Raw genomic sequence first — 22,568 nt, 5'->3', positions numbered from 1 at the left:
AGTTACAGGTACTTCTTGAAACTCCCCGCCACAACATCAACGGCCACCCCGAGAAGCACTGCGCTGGGCGGAAGCACAAACAGCGGGTTCACGCTGACGGGTAGTGTTAGATAAATCACCCAGGGTAATACGAGCAACGGTATTAGGGTCGCCTTTGCCCTATGATAAACGAACCCGGATTCGCGCCCGGATTCGAAGCGTCGGAGGTCGCGGCGGACCAGGCCGTCCACCAGGCCGACAAACATCGCCATAAGCAGTAGCGGAATCATCAGGCTCAGCACACATAACCGGACCCCAAACACGAGTGTGGCGTACGCGGCTGCGATCAGGCAGCGCTGCATGTGGATATATGGTTGCGTCAGATAATAGCGAAAATCCCGTGCCGAGTGGTTTTTGGTGTCGTGGGACGACTGCGCGGACTGCTTTGCCGTTTGCAACAGGCCGGTTCTCACGAAGAGGAAATCCTGGGCAGTATTCACCCACCGGGTGATTGTCCGCCCCGGCTCCTGAACCACGATGCTGCGGGTAAACCGGCGGTCGAGATTGTCGAGTTCGCGATGCAGCATATCCCGGGTGTGGTGCCAACTCTGGTTCTCCCAGAACAGGTACATACCTGCACACTCAATCAGAATGAACAGGAGTAGGGAGCCACACAGAACCCCCAGAAACCGGAACGGCAATGTGATTAGCCTGAGGAGCAGGCCCTGTTGCCGGGTTTGTTGCCGCGCGGCCACGTTGGCCGGATCTGCCATCGTGCACCTCTCTAACCACTACCCGAAGATGGATCTGTTGTTTCAAAGAGATCCGGAGACAGAATCGGTTCGCCTATAGCTTGGGTGCTGCTCCACCATGCGTTACCGGAATCTGCATACTGCTGCCGCATATAACCGGCGAGAGCCTGGAGACTCTCGGGCATCGCTTCGTCGCGATCCGGTGCGGGCAGTGGCATGCGGATTTTCCACAGGTTCCCGCCTTCGATAAGGCCGAAGGCTTGCCCCTTGGGCAGACCGAGGATATGGGCCGGTTCGATCAAAGGGACTTCGGTGGGTGTGAGCCTGTCCTGGGTATTGGAAGTGAAATCCGTGGGCCCGTGAATGTCGGAGCTGTCCGTCGCACCGCTGACGACTGCGGTGGAGTAGACCTCCACCTTGGGCAACTGCTTGGTCAACAATTCCGCGGTGGCGGTCTCCCGCACCCGTAGCATAAACAGGTTGTTGAAGTTGCCGATGACCTGGCCGGCTTTGGCGCGGCTGCCAATCCGAGCCTCGATATCGCTGAGCGTCTGTGTATAGGCGGTGACCTGAATGCCCGCGCCACCCCCTTTGTTGATCATCGGGATAAACTCATCCCCCATCAGCTCGTTGAACTCGTCGGCATGGACATTGATGGCCGGTTTGTCGTGGGAATGGGTAGACGGCAGACCATCGTCCACGCCGTGCTTATACAGATGGCCCGCCACCGAAGTCAGGTCGGAGAACATGCTGTTACCCACCGCTGCGGCCACTTCCGGATCGGACAGGGCATCCAGTCCAACATACACCACCGCCCGTTTGCGGATGATCTGCAGCCAGTCGAAGATGGGGCGGGGATCGTTGAGGTCGGAGTAGTTGGGCGCCAACAATTGGGCAATTTTGCCAGTGGTGAGCTTTTCCAGTAACGGCAGGAGTGACGCGACGATTTTATCGAAGTAGGTGCGGTCGTAGCGCACGGCGCTGCGCAGGCCGTCCAGCACGGAATCGTATACCCGCGCCTGGGACAGGTATTGCTCGATGGCGACCACGCGCTTTTCGCGACCCACCATATTGCGGGGTATGGTTTTGTCATTGAGCCTGGATTCCAGCTGAACAATACTCTCCCAGGCTTTAGGGTCATGCCGCGCGAAGAAGTGCGCCGCGTACTCGATAAACAGGGCGTCGATATTGATCACATGTCGCTGGATCAACAGGTAATCGGGCCGCTGGCCGAGCTCCACCAGGGCACGGGCAATGATATTGACGAACCGCCAGGCAAATTCCCGGAAGGCTGCGCTGTCCCCTTCCCCCGATAACTGGCCGGCGATACGGGTGGCCACTTCGGAAATCCGCCCGAACCGCCCGACCGCATTGTAGCGGGCGGAGATATCGGGCCATCCCAGATGAAACACGTAGAATTCACCGTCACGCCCCGACCGCCTCGCTTCCACATACATCCGTTTCAACAGGTCGGCATCGCCCTTCGGGTCGAACACAATGCAGACCTCGCCGCGACGGATATCCTGGGTGATTAGCAGTTCCGCGAGACGGGTCTTGCCCACCCGGGTGGTTCCCAGCACCAGAGTATGGCCGACGCGTTCGTCGAGTGGCAGGGTGACATCGTATTCACGGGGTTCGATACCGTGTAGGCGCGGCATGCCCCCCACCGGTGGCAGCGGGCGCACCGGGTTGAGGGGGTGGTCCCAGGTGGTGAGGCGGGCGAGTGGCGCCAGCGGCAGTCTCGACAACTGGAGTCGGGTCTCCCAGTGCCGAGCGAGACGGTAAGCCAGGGTGGGTTCGACATAGCGGCGAAATTCCGGGCGGTAGGTTTGGTACAGCCGATGGGTATGGCGCTGGTCCCAGCGGAATCCCCGGCCGATAAACAACCGTTGTCGGCTGGTGGGCACGCGCCGGCTGTTTATGACATAGCGGGGCAATCGGCGCAGGTTGCGGCGGTAGCGCAATATGGCCCATGCCTGCCGCAGTCGTACCGCGCCAAAGGTCAGAAACGCCAATGCGCTGCCAATGCCCAGTAACGGACTGAGTGCCAGAGACCAAGGTGCGGCGATACAGAGAAAAGCAGCGCCGACGCAGGCCGCCACCGTATAAAGCTCCACGGCAGGGCGTAACAGCACCTCCATGGCCTGCGCCTGGGACATTATTGCCGGATTTCCGTGGCCGTGATCAGCACGGGGTAGTGTTTCAAACCCAGTCGTCCGGCCAGTTCGTCGGCGGGGACGGGCGACAGGGTCAGCCCCGGCACGGAATCACGCAGCTGTTCCAGCGCGTCCAGCGTATCCACATTCACCACCAACCCCATGGCACCAAGGTTACGCAATACGTCCGCCTGCTGGCGCAACCAGACGCGGGAGTGTGGGTCGATGCCGACCAGGAAGAACGGTGTCATGCCCGGTGACCGAATCGCCCGAGGCGTGACCTTGCCCAGCGTCAATGACGGCGTCCGCACCGGGAGCATGTCCGCTTCGCTGTACGGGCCGGATTTATATTTTTGCCTGGCGAGGGGTGTTTGCTGCTTGCTACGGGAGATGTTGTGGCCAAGGTTTAGAGCCTGATAGTAGGGCAGAGCGGGTGTGCCGCCACGGTCTTCAACCACGATCAACGGCTGATCGGCGAGACACAGGGCGCTTGAGAGTAGGACCATCAACAGCAGGGGAGGATGCAACCTCTTCATGGGGATGGCTCCCTGCTCACCGTGACGTAATGCTGCCCCTTATTCAGTTGTGACAGATGCTGTGACACCCGGTGCCGATAGCGCGCCGCCGGCGCTCCACCGGCCGGTCGGTGATAGCGGCCCACGGCCTGTATCCAGGGTTGCCCCGGCGTGTGCTGTTCCCGCAGTATAGTTGCGGCAATCCGAAGGTTTTTATAGGGATCAAACAGATGGCAGGGATGCTTCACACGATGCCCGTGATAACCGAAATTGATCTGTCCCAGGCCGGCGTCGACACGGGTCGCGGGTAGCGTGCGAAGCGCGTCCTGCAGTTGCCGGCAACTCTCCCTGCGTGATGAAAAGCGATAGGCACGACCGGCGATATTCAGCGACCATGGCCAGGGAACATGCCGCCCCCGGAAGTTGATACCGCTTTCCTGAAGGGCGATTGCGAACAGTATTACCGGCGGTACACCAGCCTGCAGCCCCGCCTCCTGATAGGCCGGCGGAATTGCGGGTTCAGCGCGGGCGAACCCGGACTGGAATATGATCCACAGCAGGCAGAGGAAGATGCCGGGGTTCACTGACGCTGCCATTGGCCATTCACCTTTTGGATGACCGCGGGCAGGTCGCCAGCCAGGTTCAGGCTTTGCCAACGTCCGCCATCGTGGTTGAGGGTGATAGCACCTGAGCGTACCTTGTTCGGATCAACGCCTGCCTGTGTCGCCCATTGCCGGAGTTGCGAGTCATCCTGCCCGCTGCCGACCATGTAGAGGTCAAAGCCCGTACCGCCATCCTGTAACTGTTGGACTCGCTTTTCACAGGGCGGACAATCGTCCCTGACGAAAACGGCCAGACGTTGTGGTGAGTTGGTGATCGGAGTGGTTGTGATGGCGGCGGGACTCATAACTGGCTGAAGGCCAGGGAAGAGCCGTTGCCAGGCCGCGTCATAGGCGCGCTGGTACACCAATAGCTTCTCAACTCGTCGCGCCTCTGCCAGAACCTGCAATTCGGCATAACGACGCCGTTCTATCTCAGTTCGGGCTTCAATACCCAATGCCGTGAGAGGGTCCAGGTTTGTCGAATAGACGCCCAATGGCCCCTTCATCAATCGCTGGTAACGTGCCCATTCAGCCGGGTTCAGGCCCCAGTCCTGAGCAGGGGACGAGTTGCCCAGACTTTGCGGTTGGCTATGGGAGGCCTCGGATTCCGTAGTCCGCGTACCCTGCGCCAAGGTAAGGACCGGCACAATCAACAGGGCAGCAAGCCAAAACCGAGGAGATGGACTGGCCTGCAGTGCCACCCTGGAGCGGAGCAACCCGGTCATGGTTTTGGTGCTCCTGTCCGTGTGAAGCAGACCTGCCGTGTAGTGTTATTAACCGCCAGAACCCATGCCGGCCCGGCAAGGGTGCGTAGTGCATCGTATAGAAGGAGCGGGCCCAAATGCCGATGGGAGGCGGGCAGCGAAAGATCATGGAGCACAGATACCTCAGCGCTACTGTCGCAGAGGGAGTAACCGGAATGCCGCAGCACCTGATCCAGTGCCTCGCCGACCGTAGCGACCTTATCAGTTGGAATGGAAACCTGAACAGTTTGCAGCAGCAGATTGTGCTGGGCGGCGCGAGGGGTTAGCGCCATCAGCGTATACCGTCCATATCGGGCTACGGGAATCCAGTCATTGGGGATGGAAGGTAGTGTTTTGGCAGCGGGTGTTTCAGTGGCGGTCGGTGGTATCGATGCGGTTGTGCACCCAGTGGCGAATATGATCGGGAATAAACCTGTGAACAGGATAAGAAATTTCGCGGAGGTTCGGAGGGGGAGGGCTGACATACACTAAATCCTCTCAGATGCATGTCGTTACCCTCGCAGGGTATGAGTTGAAAATCCCCGGACAAACGGGAATGGCTCGGTACCGGATTGGCCATGGGTCTCGCGTTTTGCGCGCTATCCGTGAGCACTTGGTATTTACTGAGAGATGTCGGCAGTCATGGGGAATTGGCGATACTGCGCAACTGGGAGCTGGCCAGGTCCGCGCAGGGCCTCACATCACGGTGGAAACGGACCTGGAGGATGGCGTCGGTTGGCACTGGGACCGCCCCTTCGCCGGCGCCTGAGAGCGGCCAAGACGTTAATTGTGTCATCATCGCCGGCGGGGCGACCTGCCGGTACACCTCGTCGTTAACTGCGATTTGGTGTTGCGGCCTTACCAATCACTGATCTACCGGCGAGGGGCAGCGCATGACTACCAGCAAGCTGCGATTGGGCCCACTGCCCAGAGCCGAAACCGTCAACAAACAGACCGACCTCCTAAAGGCGGACCTAGAGCGCTATCCCGAGTTGTATAGCCAGACCTACGGTGAGCCAATGGATGCGGTGACGCTAACCCCGCATATGCAGTAGTCGTTTATGGTGCAGAATCGCGGGTTTCGGCGGAGGAGAGGTGACGCCTGAAAAGCCACGAATACGGCGGTGACAATGTGGCGACGTCTTTACCTCTTAGATATACACAAGCTCCCTAGTCGGGCTTTCCTTCATCATGCGAAGGATTTCTGTCGATGTCAGGCCCTGTAATTCCGTTCTTCTTACAATAATTGAGGATCAGCATTTCCAGCATATTGGAAAGTGTCCGATGTTCCTTCTCTGCCGCTCGACGCAACAGCCTTTTCATCCCTGGCGACATCCGAAGATTGATTGATTCGGTCTTACGCTCGTTCATAGGGTTTTCAATGCCTTCACAACGTCTTTACAATCTGTAGAATGTATCGAATACTGATTGTCAAGTAAATTGAAGTTGGTTGATATTTGATCAGACTGGGCATTAGGTATTGATTGTTTGACGTAGTCAAATACAAACAGGGGTGGATTCTGATTTTGGACATATATGTAGTAAGTCGTTCGTGGTGGGAGTCGGCTTGCATTTTCCTTGAAGGGGCTAGCTGATGTTCAGGAGCAAATTTGGCCCCTTCAATGGCAGTTCCTGGGAAGGGCTTTGCCAACAGATATTCAAGCGGAAATATCACGACGATAATTACCAACCAATGCCCGCATCTCCGGGTGATTTCGGGATTGAAGGATTTACACTAAAAACTGGTTGGGCCTTCCAATGTTATTGCCCAGATAAACATTATGCGCGTGGTGAACTTTACAGTAAACAACGTGACAAGATCACTGAAGACTTAGGGAAACTCAAGATCTACCAGGCTGAGCTGAAAAAGCGACTGGGAGAGACAAAATTAATTTGCTGGGTTTTTGTCACACCAGAATTCGATAAGAATAATTTAATAGCACATGCTAGAAACAAAGAGGCCTTGGTGAGAAGCTGGGGGTTGTCTTTTATTGGCGACGATTTCCGTGTGTTGATCTACGATGGTGATAATTACATTGTTGAGATTAATGAAGTCCGATCTGCGATAGGCCAATCTTTAGTGTTCGATGAGGTTGCGCCAGAGCTGGCAGAGCTGAACGGAAGCCAGGAAGAGTATGAGAAGAATGTTCGTCGAAAATGCGAAATGCGTTTGTCTGAAAAGCAAGATTCGGCCAACTATGATGTTCGTGTACAAGCGTTTCATCAGCGCACTCTAGAGCAGTTCCTCTCCGCTGATGGTTACTTCCGTAAGATTGAATCTTCTGCCCCTGTGATCTACGTTCGGCTGGTACGACTGATCAATGAATTTGAAAATTATGTCGTTGAAACATCTGCGACGTGGTCAGGCTCACCTGAAGATTTAACAGAGAAAGTGCGGGGAGCACTTGAAAAGCGTGTTGTTTCTGATTTGGGGCCAGAGTTTGACGAAACGAGTGCAAGTAAAGTCGCCAGGTTGATGGTTGCTCGTTGGTTGGCAATCTGTGAGCTTGATTATGATTAATAAATCTACGCGACTGCGTTTCAATCGTAGGCCATTGCCGGTCTTCCCGGAGCACCGGCCATTATACAAAATTTCTCAGGTGCTGCTGATTCTTTATCTAGCTTCGAGGGGAGGTCGGTCCAAACTTCCTCGCCTCCACTTGCTGAATTGGGCGCTTAAAAGTAATGAAAGAAGACAGCAGCTTGTGGTTGCTGCCAAAAGCAAAAATTTGAATGTCTCGGCGTGGGGGTTTGATCCGTCGTTAGCGATAGCAATTCGATTTGCCTTAGCTGAAGGTCTCCTTTATGAGGATTCTGCTGCATATAGAATATCGGAATTGGGAGAGGTTTTTTTGCAAGAACTGTTAAAAAATGAAGGTCTGCTCGCTAGCGAAAGGTCGTTCCTGTTTGAAATAGGAAAAAATATTACTGAGCGTATGGTCGATGACGCGTCTAGCGGATGGGAGGCGGAATGATAATTCGAGGGGTCAAGCTTCAGCTGATTACCGATGGCCAAGATTTTGGTTTTCTGTTTACTTTTGATCGCAAGTTAACCATTGTTCGTGCAGGAAATTCATGTGGAAAGAGTACGCTGGTTAATACGCTCCTATATGGTATTGGGATGGAAGAGCTTCTTGGAGGGAAGGGCACAAAATCTCTGCCATATGCTGTCAAAGATTATATAGAACACGAAGGTAGTAAAATATCTATCTCCGCATCGGCCGTCTGGGTCGAGGTCGAGAATGGTGCCGGGGAAGTAGTCACTTTTCGAAGGTCAATTCGGGATGAGCGTCGGTCCGAAAAGTTAATTGAAGTGTTTACCGCTGCTCATATTACTGATGAGGAAGAGCTGGGCGAAGCGGTTTCAACCTATATTCACGATGCAGGTAGTGCTAAGCGGCAGGAAGGATTTCATAAATATCTTGAGGATTTTCTGGGTTTATCGTTACCCCAAGTGCCGACTACTGGATCAGGCGAGACCAAGCTTTATCTTCAGACTGTGTTCGCGGCTCTTGCAGTTGAGCAAAAGCGGGGATGGACTGATTATATTGCGACAATCCCGTTCTTTGGTATACGCGATGCTAGAACAAGAGTCATCGAGTTTCTTCTCAACTTAGACGTATTTGAGACAAACACTGAGCGCAATAAGCTCAATGCAGAATCTGTCGAAATTGATGCGGAATGGCGAAGTACTCTGAAAGATCTACGTGTTCAGGCGCAGAACAGAGGGATGAGTATTGTTGGGTGTCCAGCCGGTCCAACTGTTAACTTCAGTGGCGAAGAAATTGCCGTAGTGCGAGCAGGTGGTTCTCCGGCCCCCTCTTTAGATGACTATATGGTCCAGCTTCGAGAGGAATACCAAGCCCTGTCTGATAAAGATAGAGAAACCAGCAGAGCCACAGGTGATGATGCGATATCAGAAATCGATAGTGTCACTGCTGAACTACAGAGGCTGAATGTTTTTTATGAGCGATCGACAGCATCACATACGTTACACCAAAGCTCTTTGGCGGAATATGAGAAGTTACTTGAAGAGGCGCAAGAAGACCTTGAGCGGAACAAGGCTGCATCTAAATTACAGACATTGGGTGCTTCACTAGATGTAGCGCTGGCTTCTGGTCAGTGCCCAACGTGTCATCAGTCGGTAGAAGATAGCCTTCTGGCTGAAGCTATTGCTGGGCCTCAAATGGACTTGGAAGTAAACATTCAGTATCTGAAGAGTCAGGTAAGAATGTTGAGTAGACAAATCACTGGGCTAAAAGAGGCGCTTAGAGATTCGAACGCTCGTAAAAGTGATCTGTCAGCTCAAGTCGCGGCTAAGTACGATTACCTTACTTCATTGAGGAAAGATATGAGCTCTGGAGAGACTGAATCTAAAGCTGTGTATCGAAGGCAAGTGAAGATCGAAGTTGAGATGGAGTCCCTGGAGAAACTTGCAAGCTCCACTCTTTCTGCTGTTGATAAATTCACGGGGCTTGCGCTCAGACTTTTAGAGAATCAAAAGAAGAGAAGGAATTTGCCGGATAAAGCTTATTCCAGTAAAGATGAGGAACGAATTTCCATTTTTGAAAAGCAGTTTCGTGCAAATGCGGGCTCATTCGGATACGAAAGTGCACCCGTTCGAGATATTGAGATCAGTCGAGACAATCTAGTACCTTGCTTGTCCCAATTGGAGCTTCGAGAAATCCGGCGAACAGATATTAAAGCGGATTCTAGTGCGAGTGACTTCGTGCGCCTCATCTGGAGCTACCTGCTCGCGCTTTACCAAACTTCGGCGCAGCCGTCGATCCCTGGTAATCACCCTGGCATGATCTTGTTTGATGAACCAGGGCAGCACTCAATGAGAGCTGAGAGTCAGCGCGCGCTTTTGCAACAACTGGCGAGCGAATCTTCACTTCAGAGCATCGTCGCCGCGTCATTTGATGAAATGGAAACCGTCTTTAAAGAGGTCACTTCCGGTGTTCCTCATAAACTGATCGAATGGAGTGGAAAACTCATTAAGCCATTGGATCACTACTGATGAGCTTTTTTAGAAAATCATAACGGAAGATTTTATGGCGACGAGTAGAAAGATCAAGATCATGTTGTCAAGTCGATGCAATGATATTTTCTCTTCCGATGAGAAAGTATCATTGACGGATATTCGTCGAGACCTAAAGAGAGAGATAGAAAGTCAAATACTGTTTGGCTTCCAGCCGTTCAAAGTGTGGATCAATGAAGATTCAGAAGCATTGGATCATTCGGCAGATAGCTGGGATTCGTGCCTACAGCAAGTTCGCGACTGCGACATTCTCATTGTTCTGTATAACGGTAATGCCGGTTGGGCAAAGACTGGGGAGGATGTTGGTATATGTCATGCTGAGTATGCCGAAGCTCTAAAAACCTCTCCTGGCAAGGTGCGCTTCGTAGAGCTTCCTCGATTCGAGGCCTCAACAGATACGGATCAGAAGAAACGAGATCAGCGATTCGCAGCGTACAAGAATTCTATGTCTGCATTTCGGGGTGGTCAAATTAAAACCGTCGCAGATCTTAATAAAGAGGTTAACAAAGCCATTTTCGATGCTGTTCTTACTCAGACCAGGCGAGGCGGCGAAGGGGCTAAGGCAGGTAGGTACGATCTAGGGGCCGCGCTTGAATGGAGTCGGCTCGATTTCGCCGGTCGCAGGGCAGTTATGGAGAAGGAGCTACTTGAGGCCCTTTCCGCAAGGCCGGACGCTAAGAAAAACAAGACGATAAATTCCGCCACAATTCGAATTGGCGATAAGAAGGTCCTGGTAAAGGTGCATGCTGTTCCCGCTGCTTTTAGCGTGGCTGCAGCCAGGGAACCAGTTGGTAGGCCTCATCTTCAGGATCATTTATTGGTATCTGAGTTGGGGGTCGTGTGCGGGCCTCTACATATCATCGCCTGTCACCGTACCGTCACAGAGAATCAAGCAACCAATCTGCTGGGCTTTCCCGATGCAACGATAATCAATAGTCCTTTCGGAGTGTATGTCGCGGATAACGTACAAAAAATGCAATTTGTTTTCTTGGCTAATTGTCGCGATCCAGTGCAAACAAGGCTAGCTGTTCAGCGTTTTTGGGACTGGTTGGAGCAGTCGGGCGAGAGTGATTTGCTCGCAGAACGAGCATCAGCTCGGTCTAGGATTGTAAAAATTATAGCTAAAGAGCAAAACTAGGGGCAGGGTAGTGGGGAGATAAATATGACTAAACTCGTGATTGGGCCAGTATTATCGTTTCGAGGTTGTTCTGAAGGCGGTGATTGGAAGGTTAGTGTTTTAATTGGAACCCATGAGAAAGACGCCGAACCACAGATCACCATTGAGGGTAAAAAGGCGAAAACGCCAACAACCTTGCTAGAACATGGTCGCTGTAGGTATTTGCGTTACGATCTGTCTTGCAAGCAAAAAGTCAATGAGCGCCGAGTTGAATATCGAATAGCAGGTGTAGATGAGGCTTGGAGTTTTACTGTTCCTGGTAAAGGGTACGCGCCTCGAACCGCGTACGTTTCGTGTAATGGATTCTCTGACCCAAATGGTATCCGTAAACTTATTAAATCTGAAAACGCGGTATGGGAAGATTTACTCTGTAGTCATGACAAGGAAGTTCGTCCCGATGAGTACCGTCTAGATAAGGAGCAGTTATGGCATGAGAGCCGATGCCATGATAAGGGCAATCAGAGGTTTCATTTGTTGCTGATGGGGGGAGACCAGATCTACTTTGATTCAATCTGGGAAGATATAAAGCCCCTGAAAGAGTGGATAGGGCTGTCTCGCGAAGAACAGTTGAAATACACAGTTAATGCGGCTTTAGATAGAAAGATTGAAGACTACTATTTTAAGCAGTACAGCATCCGTTGGTTGCCAAATGAGCGATTGTCGTGGGGGCGCCAGCAGAAAACTCTCGATGCTGCACAGGCAATGTCTAGAATGCCAACTGTAATGATGTGGGACGACCACGATATATTTGATGGCTGGGGTTCGTACAGCACTGAGATGCAACGCAGTCCATTGTTTCAAAGGTTGTTCTATCATGCGCGCCGAGCATTTTGGGTTTTCCAGATGCAGCATGCGATTGATAAGTTGCCAGAGCTAACCACCCGAAGCAATCTGGATGTAAGAACCGATGATCCCATATTTGAGCCGTTGCATTGGAAACAAATTCTCAAGACGGACAGGTTGGCATTGCCGCTCTTGGATAAGCAACCTGGATTTACCTTTGTTCATTCCGTTGGTCCAACTCAGTTAGTTGTTGCGGATTTGCGGACCGAACGCTCCCATGAGCAAGTATTGGGTCCAGATACTTGGGATGCATTAAAGTATTGGCTTAAGCAGGTGCCTGCTAACGAGAGAAAGCATCCTGGTGCTGGTTGTCAGCATCTTCTTTTCATGTCGTCTGTCCCGGTCGTACATCCTAAGCTCTCATTGGCAGAAGCTTTTATGGACAGCTTTGGTTCGGATCATGTACTGGATAGTAGTGCTGACGACCTGAAGGATCATTGGACTAATGACGATCATGAAGGTGAGCGAAAGAGGCTAATTGAAACTCTGTTGAATGTGGCTGAGGACAAGGCGCTCAAGGTGACGATCATTTCGGGCGATGTTCATGTTGCGGCTTGGGGGGTCACCTCTAGAAAGGATGTTGAACCGAAGGCTAATTGGGCTCAGATACAGCAACTAACCTCAACAGCTGTTGTCCATCCTTCATTGGTTTCCGTAATGGAGAGGCTGTTCTTCCATGTGCTTAATTCGGTGGCGAAGAAAAAACAGGTAATGGACGTTAATCTGGAAGCAGAAATGATGCTTTTTCCAGGTTCAAATCGCTACGTTATGGCGTCAAGAAACTGGTTGGCAGTCGAGCTCGATATAGGGACGCCTAACCAAGGTGGTTCAAAGCTTTGGGCAACTTGGCGGTGTGAAACCAAGAGCTCGTTTTCCAACCATCTGCTAGCGGTTGAGCCTGTGAACCCGTAACACAGAAAATATCTGTTCAGATCAGGTTTGGATTACTACAGCTCAGTTTTGATAATTTAGATTCAGATTACTCTTCTTCAAGCAACCAATCACCGTATGCTTGTATATTAATCATCGGAACTGTTCCACTAAACTGCAATTCAGAAATCAATTTAAATAAAAACGCTGTTGCCGCTTTAGCTTCTGGTTTCAAGTCATACTTTGCATTCTCGTTGGCATAAAAAAAGTACCCATGACTAGCAACACATCCAATATCTAATTTGGAATTACCCTTTTCAGCTTCAAGCTGCTTTAGCAAAGATTCACCTAATGCCGGTTTCCATTCGCTCTCAAGAGTCAGAACTCCGCCCATTATTGGTATTAATGGCTTCGGTGGGTAGACGCCTCCAGCATGAGGTATAGGCAAAGAGGTTCGGTGAAGTCTTCGTACGCTTGCTACTTTTTCTTGTGCATATTTAACCATACTAATGTTTAGCGCTTGTTTAGCTTCGAAAACGGCATAGACACTTTCAGCCGGAATGATAGTTTGATCTTGATAATGGAAGACAAAAGGAGAGTATTGGCGGTCAAAGACCACCACATCAATCTGATCGCTAAAGATACCATTGCTATCTACAACAAAAGCGTTAGCAGCTTGGTATCTTTTCGGAAGATAGGTATTTAGCAGTTCTAACCATACATTTTCACTGCCATCACCTTTTGCTCCAGGGTGAGCAAATGAGGTGCGGACAATTGATAATTTACCCTCAATATCTTTGTGTAGGTTTTTAAGCAGTTCGGGGAGAGACCATTCGCTCATCATTGCTGCTCCTTAAAAGGCGGTGTAGGCTCAATTGTTTGTGCTACTCGCAATGCTTGATCAGGAGTTATAGCCTGATTAGGGTAGGCATCTAATACAATTGCAGGAATTAGTCTCTGAGTTAGGTCTGAAAAGGTAAAACCGTATGGTCTGTCAGAGATTTCTCCCGTTACCTCTACGAGAGAATCAATTTGTGGCTGATTGAAACCAAGCTGAGACAAAGTATTATTCAGAACGAAAAATCGTTGTTCTGTATTTGGTCGTGTAAATTTTAGTATATCGGCCGCACGTCTTTTAATCGCTGGATCAAGGGCGTTAATACGGTTAGTACACATGATTACTGCAGCTGGAAGTTGTCCGTTCGAAATTCGATCAATGCCACGTATAAATGCGTTTACGCCAGCTTTATCCTCATGGTGCATTTGTGCAGCTTCTCTGGATTGGGCTAGAGCGTCAGCTTCATCAACGAGTAAGATTATACCGCCACGAGCTATACCACTTTCCGATTTGAGTTTCTTCGCTTCACTAACCGTATATTCAAACGCGCTGGAAATAAGTTGCGTCATTTCTCCAACTCGTCCTTGCCCACGACTAGATAAACTTAAAGACAGTAAGGTTATATCTACATCTGCCTGGCGAGCTACTGCATCACCAATGGTTTCTGCCAGCTCTGATTTTCCTGAACCTACATCACCTTCAAGAACAATCAGTGGTGGTCGTCGGAGAATCATGTTGACCAATTGATCGGCACCAGAATGATGTGTCTCTGCCCATCGTTTTATCCCTTGTGGGTTAACCAGTAAAGACAGCATTTTAGTTAATCGTCTTTTGTGATCGTCTAATCCTACCAGCCGATTTAAGCGATCTTGGGCATCGAAATCAGGGTATGAAATCGCCGTTTCAAAAAGACCATTCATAGCAGGTGATGTATTCATCCATAACTCCTTACGCTTGCTCGTGACAATGCTTTACCACCAGAAGAATACATGCGGTCATCTTCAAGATATCCATTTATTCCGGGGGTGCTTGCTGTCGTTCGTTGAATTGGGAGTGCTTCATTGAATTTTTCTTTTTCAGATTCTGAGAGGGAATACCATTTTTCCGAGTATTCAAGAAAACTATAAAATGAAGCACCGTTAACATCTTTTCCCGGCTTTACTTTTCCCGGGTCGTCATTAGTTTCTGTTTCGATATCGCTGGCGGTATATATCAGAGTTGGCTCTATCCAGTTTCCATCCTTTTCAAACCCATAGGTCACTCTTTTTAAATAGCCGTTTTTTAAGTACTGTGCAATTTCCTTTTCGTACTTTTCAATCATAAGATCACTGGGGCTGTTGTAAAAGCGCTGTATTCGTTTTAGGTCAGTTGCCAGTTTTGATGCTAAATAATTGGCATGGGTAAGAGTAAATGTCTTTGTTTCTGTTGTTGTATAGCTATAACTCATTTTTCACCTCACGCCTGAAAGGATGGTCCGAATATCTTTTGCCAGTAATAAACAGTATCTTGTTTTGTTGTGGCCGAAAGTGCTGAGTCGATTGCGTCACCAGCTTCTAGAGCTGCATCCACTATCATATCTGCCTGAGCTGCAGTATATAGCTCACTAACATTGTTCACTTCATTCACAGGATCAATGATTTTTACTGGTGTAGTCACTGGGCCTACTTTGTCTTTCGAGTAATAATCATCGAACACTATTAATTCGCGCATATCAGTTGTAGCTATATAGGTGAAAAAACTCTGTAGAGCTTCCGGGTAATCAGAAAAATTAGTGCCGTTGTCGCTCAGTTTTGCAAGAATCAATTCGATCATGAAAGACTTGAATCTGAAACCATCTCGCTCACGTTTTTCTTTTCGTGCCCAGAATTTAATAAGCCTTACAACTTGACTGTAATGCTGATCGTGTTTTTGTTTCCTTTTTTTTATAAAATCTAGGTGTAACGGTATGCTGGTCTTTAAAAGCGAGCCGTCGTCCTGACTTACAAGGTTTCCGTACCAGTTATCGTCTCCGTAATAGAGTATTGGAACAATATCAACGTCCAGACCTGTTCCCTTAAATGAAACAGTTATGCAATAAGTCTGAGGTTTAACTTGATCGGGTGTAAAATTCGGGAACGCTTTTCGTAGCTTTTCGGCAATGTAATCCAGTAGTTTCGGGATATCAGAAGGTGCATCTGCTCCGCTTACGTAACAGGCTACATCAATATCATTGAGTGTACGGAGAGCAGTACCCTTTGCCAGACTACCAGAAACCATCATTTTCTTTAGGGTGAAATCTGGGTGATCGTTGAGGTAATTTTCGAGTTTTTCACGTAATTGGCGAGCTTGAGCACGGTATTTGTTCGCTTTATCTTGCGGTAAATTCACCTTGTTCTGGGCGAAGCTCGCTATGTCTCTGTGGTCAACATGGGTGCGCGACATTAATATACCCCTATAGAAATACGTAAAGTTCGGAACTCTGAACAACATAAAAACATGGACGTTTCCAGAAGTCAAGGCTATTATGTAAGTCAACTCTGAACTTTTATTGTCAGTTGGAGGCTGTATGACAAAGACCGCTTTAGGGGCGAAGATAAGAGAGCTTAGAGATAAGAAGGAATATACCCTTGAAAAACTTGCGGATTTGACCGGATCTAGTAAAAGCTATATCTGGGAGCTGGAGAATAAAGCACCTCCTCGCCCATCTGCCGAGAAGATATCCAAAATCGCCGAGCAATTAGGCGTTACAATTGAATACTTATTGGATGACCAAGCAAGCATAACCGTTGAAAATGCCGCTGATGCCCGCTTTTACCGGAAGTATCAGCAAATGGATGACAAGACAAAAGCCAAGATTCGATCATTTGTAGACTTATGGGATGATGATGACGACGGCTAGGATGACTCCTCAAAAATGGGCGTTCCAGCTGACCCACATCTTGAATGCTTATACAACAGATCAAGAACGTTTCCCCGTTGATGTGAAGGCTTTAGGGAACCTCTGCACAACCTCGAAAATTTGAGATAATTTCGTGATGACCCATTTCAACCGGAATATAGCATGAGCCAACTGACTTTCGCCGAAGCCGAATACCAAAACAAGAAGCGCAAGACGCGGCGGGAGCTGTTCCTCGAGAAAATGGATGGCTTGATTCCCTGGGCCAAGCTGGAGAAGAAGCTCCGCAAGCACTATCCCAAGGGTGAGAACGGGAATCCGCCGTACCCGCTGGCGATAATGCTTCGGGTTCACTGCCTGCAGCTGTTCTACAACCTCAGTGATCCGGCGATGGAGGATGCCCTGTACGAGATCGAGTCGATGCGCCGCTTTGCCGGGCTCCGTTTGTCTGATCGGCTACCGGATGAAAGCACCATTCTCCGCTTCCGTCATTTTTTAGAACGCTACAAATTGGGCAAAGTGATCTTCGATACCGTGAGCGCCCAGCTGCGCCAGCAGGGTCTGATGATGCGTGAAGGCACCATTGTTGATGCCACGATTATCGCCGCGCCCAGCTCAACCAAGAATCAGGACGGGGAGCGGGATCCGGAGATGCACCAGACAAAGAAAGGCAATGAATGGCACTTTGGCATGAAGATGCATATTGGCGTGGATGACCGGGACGGCTTGATTCACAGCATCGAGACCACAGCCGCGAATGTGCATGATCTCACTGCGGCAGATCAGCTTCTTCACGGAGAAGAGCAGCGGGTCTGGGGTGATGCGGGTTATACCGGCATCCATAAGCGAGATGAGTTTAAAGATCGGGATGTCGATTGGCGTATCGCGCTACGCCCCGGCACCCGGCGCAAGCTGGCTGACCAGCTACAGGAAATGCTGGAGGGAATAAAGGCCAGCGTGCGTGCGAAAGTCGAGCATCCGTTCCGGACGATCAAACAGCAGTTTGGTTATGGGAAGGTTCGCTACCGTGGACTGGCGAAAAACACCAATCGCCTGTATGTCCTCTCGGCGTTTACCAACCTGCTGAGAGCGGAGAAATATCTGCCTTCGTAGGGAAGGTGCGCCTGTAATCAGCCAAATGGCTGGTTACAGGCCGGGAAAAGCTGAGAATCACCGCGGCCCAAGAAACTAACGCGTATTTTTAGCGGTATTTTTATGAACGAGGGAGGTTGTGCAGACCTTCCTTAGCGAAAGATTTTTCCCACCATAAATATCCAGACGATCCAATTACTAAAATAAAAGGCGCATCACTTCCTCGCTTCGATGGCGGACTTTTTAAGGCTCCGGGTGGCAGAAGCGAATGGGGAATCATTTACAACGATTCAATGAGATCAAAGGGTCGGATTAATTACACTTTAGCCCATGAGTTTGGACACTATCTGCTACATAGACTGGATTATCCAAATGGTATCGAATGTGGTGAGCAAGATATGGTTCGATGGGATTCTGCGTATGGGCGGATAGAACATGAGGCTAACGTCTTTGCTGCAAATTTGTTAATGCCACTAGACGATTACCGCCAACAAATTGATCCAAAGGCCATTATTGATTTGGATATGATTGGACACTGTGCCGATAGATATGAAGTTTCACTAGTGGCAGCGATCTTGCGTTGGATAGAATACACTGAACGTAGAGCTGTATTAGTGGTATCTCGTGATGGTTTCATATTATGGGCAAGATCCAGTAAAGCCGCATTTCGCTCTGGAATATATTTTAAGACGTCAAACCGTCCACCAATTCCGATTCCCCAAGGTGCATTGGCTTCAGGGTTAATCACTCCTGAAAATCAAAGGCAGGGAATAAAACTGCCACCTAATGTATGGTTTGAAGAAAGCTGTGATGAAATGGTTGTGTTCTCAGAGTTTTATGATTTTACGATTTCTGTGCTTCAACTTGAAAATGGTACCGCAGCATATCTCAATAGGAATTAAGCTGAAACTTAAGTTAAGTGTTACACTTCGTGACCCAGCCTGTGCATGGTAGTGGCCCAGCGATGATGCCCTTCGCATGGGTCTCCATTGAATTGGCGGCCAATCTGACTCAGACGGTAAGTCCGTCCTATCCTTGCAGCAGCGATACCATAGTATAGCTAAAAGCTCCAGCCGTTTCCGGCGTAGTCACCATCCGAGCTATATCGTAAACAAAGGCCCCCGAAGGGGCCGCAAAAGATTTAACTCAGATCAATTCACCAACTGCCGCGCCAGCGCCACTTCCACCGAATCACCGTCCTGATTAAGGGCATCAAGCCCGGATTCCGGCACATCGCCTGAGGTGCTTTGGGAGACAGCGATTTTTTTCGCCATCAGTCCCAGGCAAGTCATCTGCGAGGTGGCTGCGTAGCCGAGGTAGATCACTTTGACCGGTTGCTTCTGGCCGATGCGCCAAGAGCGCCGGGCGGCCTGCTGCAGACTGTAGACGTTGTACCCGGATTGCATGAATGCAATGGTCGGGAACTCCAGCAGATCCAGCCCGGTCTTGACCAGTTCCGGGTTGGTGATGAGCACATCGATACTGCGGTCGAGCTTGTCGGCGATCCAGTCTTCCCGGCTGGAGGCATCCACGCTGGCGCGCAGTACCGCCACCTTGAAGCCTTCCTGCTCGAGCAGCACCTTCAGCCGAGACGTGGTGTCCCGTGTCCCGGTATAGACGCTGTAGACCAGCACCTTGCGATCGGCAGCTTTCTCTTCCCGGCAGATGTCAATCAGCTCCCGTTCCTTGGGCATGACATCCAGCTCGGTGAACAACGACGGCGTAAACGCCAGCAAATCACGGGTGCGAGGATGTTTGACCGTCTCTGCCCGAAAGCAGGTGTCTGGCCAGGCCAGGAGAACATTGAGCACCACGCCCAGCAGCGTCGTGTCGCGGCGCGCCAGGGCCTGCTTCAACTCAGCGGTCAATTGCCCCGCCAGGCGGGAGTAGGCCTGTGCTTGCTCATTATCCATAGCTACCTCGCGAAATTCCTCGTCATAGGGCGGTAGCACATTGCCACCAATGTCCTTCAACTTGAGGAATACCGTGAACGGCAGTACACAGCGCAACACACCCTTGGGACCAAATCCGGGGGCCTTCACGGTTCGCACCGTGATCTTGCTGCCCTTGGCGGTCTTGTGGGCTGAGCCGTTGCTCTCAGAATAAATATCCTTAAGCACACCGTGATCGCGCATAAACGCCATCGCGGCTGGCGTCAGACTACCTTGTTTACTGGGCCGGTAGCCGTCTTCGATCATTCGTCCGGGCAAGGCGCGGAACAGCAGATAAAAGATATCATCGCCGTAGCCGCCCATCAGGGTACCGGTGAGCAATAGTGTCTTGCGCGCCTTGGCCGCCAGTACGCCCATGGCCTGCCCCTGTGCGGAGCCAGCGTTCTTGTACTCGTGCGCCTCGTCGGCGATGAGCAGATCGAACGTGCCCTGCGGTAGGTAGCGTTTGACGAATTCCGAGGGTTGATAGCCCCCTTCACCAAAGCCGAACTCCATGTTGGCCATGGCCCGCTCCATCCGCTGGGCCTGTCGATCAGAAAATACCAGTTCACCATCACTGTCCATCAAGTTGATGAACTCGTACAGATTGTCGCCCAGCATGGAGGCCAGGAACGACTCACCGAAGGTTTTCATCAGTTTCTGGGCCGTGACCTCGCCGATGGTGGGAATACGTTTCAATGCCTTCAGCACAGCCTGAGACTGGTCGTTGACCGACAGCCGCCGGGGCCGCATCAGGGTCCACAGCGCCGAGGCACAGTGGCCACAGCTACGACGGGAGTCCTCCGCTTCCAGCTCAACTGGATTGATGGGCTCGCCGTCCAGATCGGTGATGACCTGACCACAATCGGGACAGGTACCCACTTCGCCATGGTGGGTACGCCGTCGTACAAACACCGGCTTCCAGTGAAAACCCATGCGCATGCGCACACGGCCCAGGACAAAGAATTCTAGTCCCTGGGAGGGCACGCCCAACCGCTCGCGCAGCTTGAGAAGTTTGACCAGAGTGTCCGGGCCGTTGAGAACCCAGACCTTGGCGTCGGCGACCGTCTCCTGGATTTCCCGTCGCCACTTGTAGACCAGGTGGGGAGGTGAGAGCACCAGGGTGCGGCGGTAGCCTTCGGCATTGAGGACGGCGGCCGTGGCAATGCCAACGGTCGTCTTGCCACAGCCCATTTCGCCATTGACGATGGCGGCCCGTTCACCACGATTGATCAGCAACTCGGTGACGGCATGAACCACGTCGGCCTGAGCGGGAAACAGTTGCCGCTTCAGGCCGCCAAGAATGGTTTCACGGTATGCCCGTGCCTGTCCGGTATACACCGGGGGATTGGCGCGGTTGAGTGAATCCAGCAGTTCGTCACCGAATTCGGACACAAAGTCCGGCAGACTGATGTCGAGGGAGGAAGAATCTTGTTCGAGCAAGTCGCATTGGCCGACGGATTCAGAACAGGTGTTATCAGCAGTGTTACCAGTAAAGGTATTGAGGGACATGATGATGCTCCATAAAAAAACGGGGCATGCATCTCCCCCCCAGCAGGGCGAAGGCATGCCCCAGGGTTGGGAAATGAAACGACGGCTGGCGTCGCGGTAATAAAGGAATCAGTACTCGCTGGGCAACAGCAACGTCGTGACGCTACGATCCCATTCAGTGATGATCCAAAGCTTGAGATCCGGCCCGACGTCGTAGGACGACATCAATCGTCCTTCCGATGTCAGCGCCTCATCATTGAGCTGCTTGTCGTCGCCGCACAAATCGCCCCAGTCGCCATTGAGATGGCGCTGGAGATAAGGCACGGGATTGATAACTCCCCGTTGAATAAGATCGTTCACGCCTTGGGTCATGAGTACTTTGCCGGCTTGGAAGCGCGGTTGAGACAGTGTTACGAGTGCCATGGTATTAACCTCTCAGGTTGATAAGGGGGCCACGGCACCCCACAGGGCGACTGGACCCCGGTGGGTGGATGAAACAAAGTGAAGCAATGACGGCGTGCCGTCGGGGACGATCAGCGAATGGTCAACACCTGCCCCCGGGTGGGGGAGTCGGGTGTCATATCCCACGCGCGGATGATCGGTACGAAGCGATCGGTCAGGATGCGGGTCTCGGCAACCGAGCCGTCATCCCGTTCCCGGTACTCCGTGGTCAAGGATTTCTCCTTGTGGGTATCGCCCTTGACGACCAAGACCTTGCCGGTTTTGGCAGTGACAACCCCTGAGATCGCGCCAGCCGCCAGGGCCAAAGCGAGATGCCAGTGGGAAAGGGCACGTGCCGGAGGCCGCGGTATTCGCTGTGCGGCGCCCAGGTAGGTTTCGATGGCCGGCCACATGCCTTGCAGGCGGTGTACTTCGGCAGCGAATTGCTCCGGTTCGAGCGTGATGCGATAAAAATGCTCCGGGTTCGCTTGGGACGAGGGCACCGTATATGTCGGGCAAGATCCGTCATCCGGCAACACGTCTACATCAATGTCGTCCTGACCGGCTTGGAGCAATTGCTGTCGAACAGCCTTGGTGTCGCTTCCAGCCAGCTCCCGCTGACGTACCCGTCGACCGAAGATCACCACCTGTTTGAACTGGGTGTCCACCGCACGGTAGAGTCGCAGGTCGGCAAAGTGACGTGTCAGCCAGCCTACGAATTCGGCGTCGAGGACGTAGATCGGGATGATCAGCACCAGCACGCCGTCGTACTGCAACAGTGGCAGGGTGCGCTGGTAAAACAGCTTCTCCAGCCGTGGACGGCCTTTACCTGGATAACCGATATTGCCATCGGCACCGCGGTTCAGATCGCCGTAGGGCGGATTGAGCCACAGCAGTCCGAAGGACTGGCGGGAGATCAGTGTGTCCATCAGGTCACCCTGCAGACAGTGGTCAACGAGATTGCGCGCATGGGTGGCACGCTCGGTGTCGTACTCGACGGCGTAGACCTTGACCTGCTCCCGCCCAAGGGCATGAGCGGCTTCGGCAATCGCTACGCCTTCGCCAGCACAAGGGTCGAGAATGCACATGGTGCCCGACGATGGGGCCAGTGCGGACAGTGTCCGCTCCAGCGTCGATTCATCCGTGGGGAAGTAACCGTTTTTGATAAAGTTGCGGGCCAGCCGCGGAAACATAAGAGCCATAACTCTCTCCTGGTAGCAGT

The 22,568-nt window shown here is 51.5% G+C and carries 23 protein-coding genes; 9 read left to right on the top strand and 14 right to left on the bottom strand.

The window, feature by feature from the left end; all coding sequences use genetic code 11:
• Positions 1-2: 2 nt before the first annotated feature.
• Genes IMCC21906_RS14440 through IMCC21906_RS17255 form a run of 6 tightly spaced genes read right to left on the bottom strand, consistent with a single transcriptional unit; the run spans position 3 to position 5,232 of the window.
• Positions 3-752, bottom strand: a complete 750-nt coding sequence (locus IMCC21906_RS14440; RefSeq protein ID WP_047012763.1) for a TIGR03747 family integrating conjugative element membrane protein — start codon at positions 750-752, stop codon at positions 3-5.
• Between the two features lie 11 nt (positions 753-763).
• On the bottom strand, positions 764-2,890 hold the full coding sequence (traD, locus tag IMCC21906_RS14435) for a type IV conjugative transfer system coupling protein TraD (protein ID WP_047012762.1): 2,127 nt from the start codon (positions 2,888-2,890) through the stop codon (positions 764-766).
• The gene (locus IMCC21906_RS14430) at positions 2,890-3,423 is read right to left on the bottom strand and encodes an integrating conjugative element protein (protein WP_047012761.1); all 534 of its coding nucleotides are present in this window, start codon (positions 3,421-3,423) and stop codon (positions 2,890-2,892) included. Before IMCC21906_RS14430 ends, traD begins: the two co-directional genes overlap by 1 nt.
• Positions 3,420-3,998 carry a transglycosylase SLT domain-containing protein gene (locus IMCC21906_RS14425; protein ID WP_047012760.1) on the bottom strand — a complete coding sequence of 193 codons (579 nt, stop codon included), beginning with the start codon at positions 3,996-3,998 and terminating at the stop codon, positions 3,420-3,422. The genes IMCC21906_RS14430 and IMCC21906_RS14425 overlap by 4 nt, the downstream gene beginning before the upstream one ends.
• A complete protein-coding gene (locus IMCC21906_RS14420) occupies positions 3,983-4,729 on the bottom strand; it encodes a TIGR03759 family integrating conjugative element protein (protein ID WP_047012759.1) in 747 nt (248 codons plus the stop codon). The genes IMCC21906_RS14425 and IMCC21906_RS14420 overlap by 16 nt, the downstream gene beginning before the upstream one ends.
• Positions 4,726-5,232, bottom strand: a complete 507-nt coding sequence (locus IMCC21906_RS17255; protein WP_082117492.1) for a hypothetical protein — start codon at positions 5,230-5,232, stop codon at positions 4,726-4,728. The genes IMCC21906_RS14420 and IMCC21906_RS17255 overlap by 4 nt, the downstream gene beginning before the upstream one ends.
• Positions 5,233-5,640: 408 nt before the next feature.
• Between IMCC21906_RS17255 and IMCC21906_RS16700 the strand changes: the two genes are divergently transcribed.
• Positions 5,641-5,802, top strand: coding sequence for a DUF2274 domain-containing protein (locus tag IMCC21906_RS16700; RefSeq protein ID WP_082117491.1), 162 nt, complete (start codon positions 5,641-5,643; stop codon positions 5,800-5,802).
• Positions 5,803-5,917: 115 nt separating this feature from the next.
• Here the strand turns inward: IMCC21906_RS16700 and IMCC21906_RS14405 are convergent, their stop codons facing one another.
• On the bottom strand, positions 5,918-6,118 hold the full coding sequence (locus IMCC21906_RS14405; RefSeq protein WP_047012756.1) for a hypothetical protein: 201 nt from the start codon (positions 6,116-6,118) through the stop codon (positions 5,918-5,920).
• 223 nt (positions 6,119-6,341) lie between these two features.
• Here IMCC21906_RS14405 and IMCC21906_RS14400 point away from each other — a divergent pair, with 223 nt between their 5' ends.
• The 5 genes from IMCC21906_RS14400 to IMCC21906_RS14380 are packed head-to-tail and all read left to right on the top strand — an operon-like array spanning position 6,342 to position 12,720.
• Positions 6,342-7,268 carry a hypothetical protein gene (locus IMCC21906_RS14400; protein ID WP_047012755.1) on the top strand — a complete coding sequence of 309 codons (927 nt, stop codon included), beginning with the start codon at positions 6,342-6,344 and terminating at the stop codon, positions 7,266-7,268.
• Entirely contained in the window at positions 7,261-7,722 is a 462-nt protein-coding gene (locus IMCC21906_RS14395) for a hypothetical protein (RefSeq protein WP_052763552.1), read from the top strand. Before IMCC21906_RS14400 ends, IMCC21906_RS14395 begins: the two co-directional genes overlap by 8 nt.
• Complete coding sequence (locus IMCC21906_RS14390; protein WP_047012754.1) at positions 7,719-9,767, top strand: hypothetical protein; 2,049 nt, start codon at positions 7,719-7,721, stop codon at positions 9,765-9,767. The genes IMCC21906_RS14395 and IMCC21906_RS14390 overlap by 4 nt, the downstream gene beginning before the upstream one ends.
• A gap of 34 nt (positions 9,768-9,801) precedes the next feature.
• Positions 9,802-10,926, top strand: coding sequence for a DUF4062 domain-containing protein (locus tag IMCC21906_RS14385; protein ID WP_047012753.1), 1,125 nt, complete (start codon positions 9,802-9,804; stop codon positions 10,924-10,926).
• Positions 10,927-10,950: 24 nt separating this feature from the next.
• A complete protein-coding gene (locus IMCC21906_RS14380) occupies positions 10,951-12,720 on the top strand; it encodes a hypothetical protein (RefSeq protein WP_047012752.1) in 1,770 nt (589 codons plus the stop codon).
• A gap of 67 nt (positions 12,721-12,787) precedes the next feature.
• On the opposite strand, the gene IMCC21906_RS14375 is transcribed toward IMCC21906_RS14380, so the two are convergent.
• The 4 genes from IMCC21906_RS14375 to IMCC21906_RS14360 are packed head-to-tail and all read right to left on the bottom strand — an operon-like array spanning position 12,788 to position 15,937.
• Positions 12,788-13,519: a DUF6602 domain-containing protein gene (locus IMCC21906_RS14375; protein WP_047012751.1), complete on the bottom strand. Its 732-nt coding sequence runs from the start codon at positions 13,517-13,519 to the stop codon at positions 12,788-12,790.
• Positions 13,519-14,454: an AAA family ATPase gene (locus tag IMCC21906_RS14370; protein WP_047012750.1), complete on the bottom strand. Its 936-nt coding sequence runs from the start codon at positions 14,452-14,454 to the stop codon at positions 13,519-13,521. The genes IMCC21906_RS14375 and IMCC21906_RS14370 overlap by 1 nt, the downstream gene beginning before the upstream one ends.
• Positions 14,451-14,963: a hypothetical protein gene (locus IMCC21906_RS14365; RefSeq protein ID WP_047012749.1), complete on the bottom strand. Its 513-nt coding sequence runs from the start codon at positions 14,961-14,963 to the stop codon at positions 14,451-14,453. Before IMCC21906_RS14365 ends, IMCC21906_RS14370 begins: the two co-directional genes overlap by 4 nt.
• A gap of 8 nt (positions 14,964-14,971) precedes the next feature.
• Positions 14,972-15,937 carry a CBASS oligonucleotide cyclase gene (locus IMCC21906_RS14360; RefSeq protein WP_047012748.1) on the bottom strand — a complete coding sequence of 322 codons (966 nt, stop codon included), beginning with the start codon at positions 15,935-15,937 and terminating at the stop codon, positions 14,972-14,974.
• 124 nt (positions 15,938-16,061) lie between these two features.
• Between IMCC21906_RS14360 and IMCC21906_RS14355 the strand changes: the two genes are divergently transcribed.
• The 3 genes from IMCC21906_RS14355 to IMCC21906_RS14345 all read left to right on the top strand — a co-directional run bounded on the left by IMCC21906_RS14355 (position 16,062) and on the right by IMCC21906_RS14345 (position 18,385).
• The gene (locus IMCC21906_RS14355; RefSeq protein WP_047012747.1) at positions 16,062-16,394 is read left to right on the top strand and encodes a helix-turn-helix domain-containing protein; all 333 of its coding nucleotides are present in this window, start codon (positions 16,062-16,064) and stop codon (positions 16,392-16,394) included.
• 162 nt (positions 16,395-16,556) lie between these two features.
• The gene (locus IMCC21906_RS14350; RefSeq protein ID WP_047011319.1) at positions 16,557-17,504 is read left to right on the top strand and encodes an IS5 family transposase; all 948 of its coding nucleotides are present in this window, start codon (positions 16,557-16,559) and stop codon (positions 17,502-17,504) included.
• Between the two features lie 116 nt (positions 17,505-17,620).
• Positions 17,621-18,385, top strand: a complete 765-nt coding sequence (locus IMCC21906_RS14345; protein ID WP_082117490.1) for an ImmA/IrrE family metallo-endopeptidase — start codon at positions 17,621-17,623, stop codon at positions 18,383-18,385.
• 249 nt (positions 18,386-18,634) lie between these two features.
• On the opposite strand, the gene IMCC21906_RS14340 is transcribed toward IMCC21906_RS14345, so the two are convergent.
• The 3 genes from IMCC21906_RS14340 to IMCC21906_RS14330 form a co-directional block, all read right to left on the bottom strand.
• Positions 18,635-20,926 carry a DEAD/DEAH box helicase gene (locus IMCC21906_RS14340; protein ID WP_047012746.1) on the bottom strand — a complete coding sequence of 764 codons (2,292 nt, stop codon included), beginning with the start codon at positions 20,924-20,926 and terminating at the stop codon, positions 18,635-18,637.
• A 108-nt stretch (positions 20,927-21,034) separates the two neighbouring features.
• Entirely contained in the window at positions 21,035-21,328 is a 294-nt protein-coding gene (locus tag IMCC21906_RS14335) for a hypothetical protein (protein ID WP_047012745.1), read from the bottom strand.
• Between the two features lie 110 nt (positions 21,329-21,438).
• Complete coding sequence (locus IMCC21906_RS14330; protein WP_047012744.1) at positions 21,439-22,548, bottom strand: DUF6094 domain-containing protein; 1,110 nt, start codon at positions 22,546-22,548, stop codon at positions 21,439-21,441.
• Between the last annotated feature and the right edge of the window lie 20 nt (positions 22,549-22,568).

The sequence above is a fragment of the Spongiibacter sp. IMCC21906 genome (genome assembly GCF_001010805.1).
Taxonomy (GTDB): domain Bacteria; phylum Pseudomonadota; class Gammaproteobacteria; order Pseudomonadales; family Spongiibacteraceae; genus Spongiibacter.
Note: the sequence above shows the minus strand (reverse complement) of the source record. Positions and strands in the feature narration are given on the sequence as shown.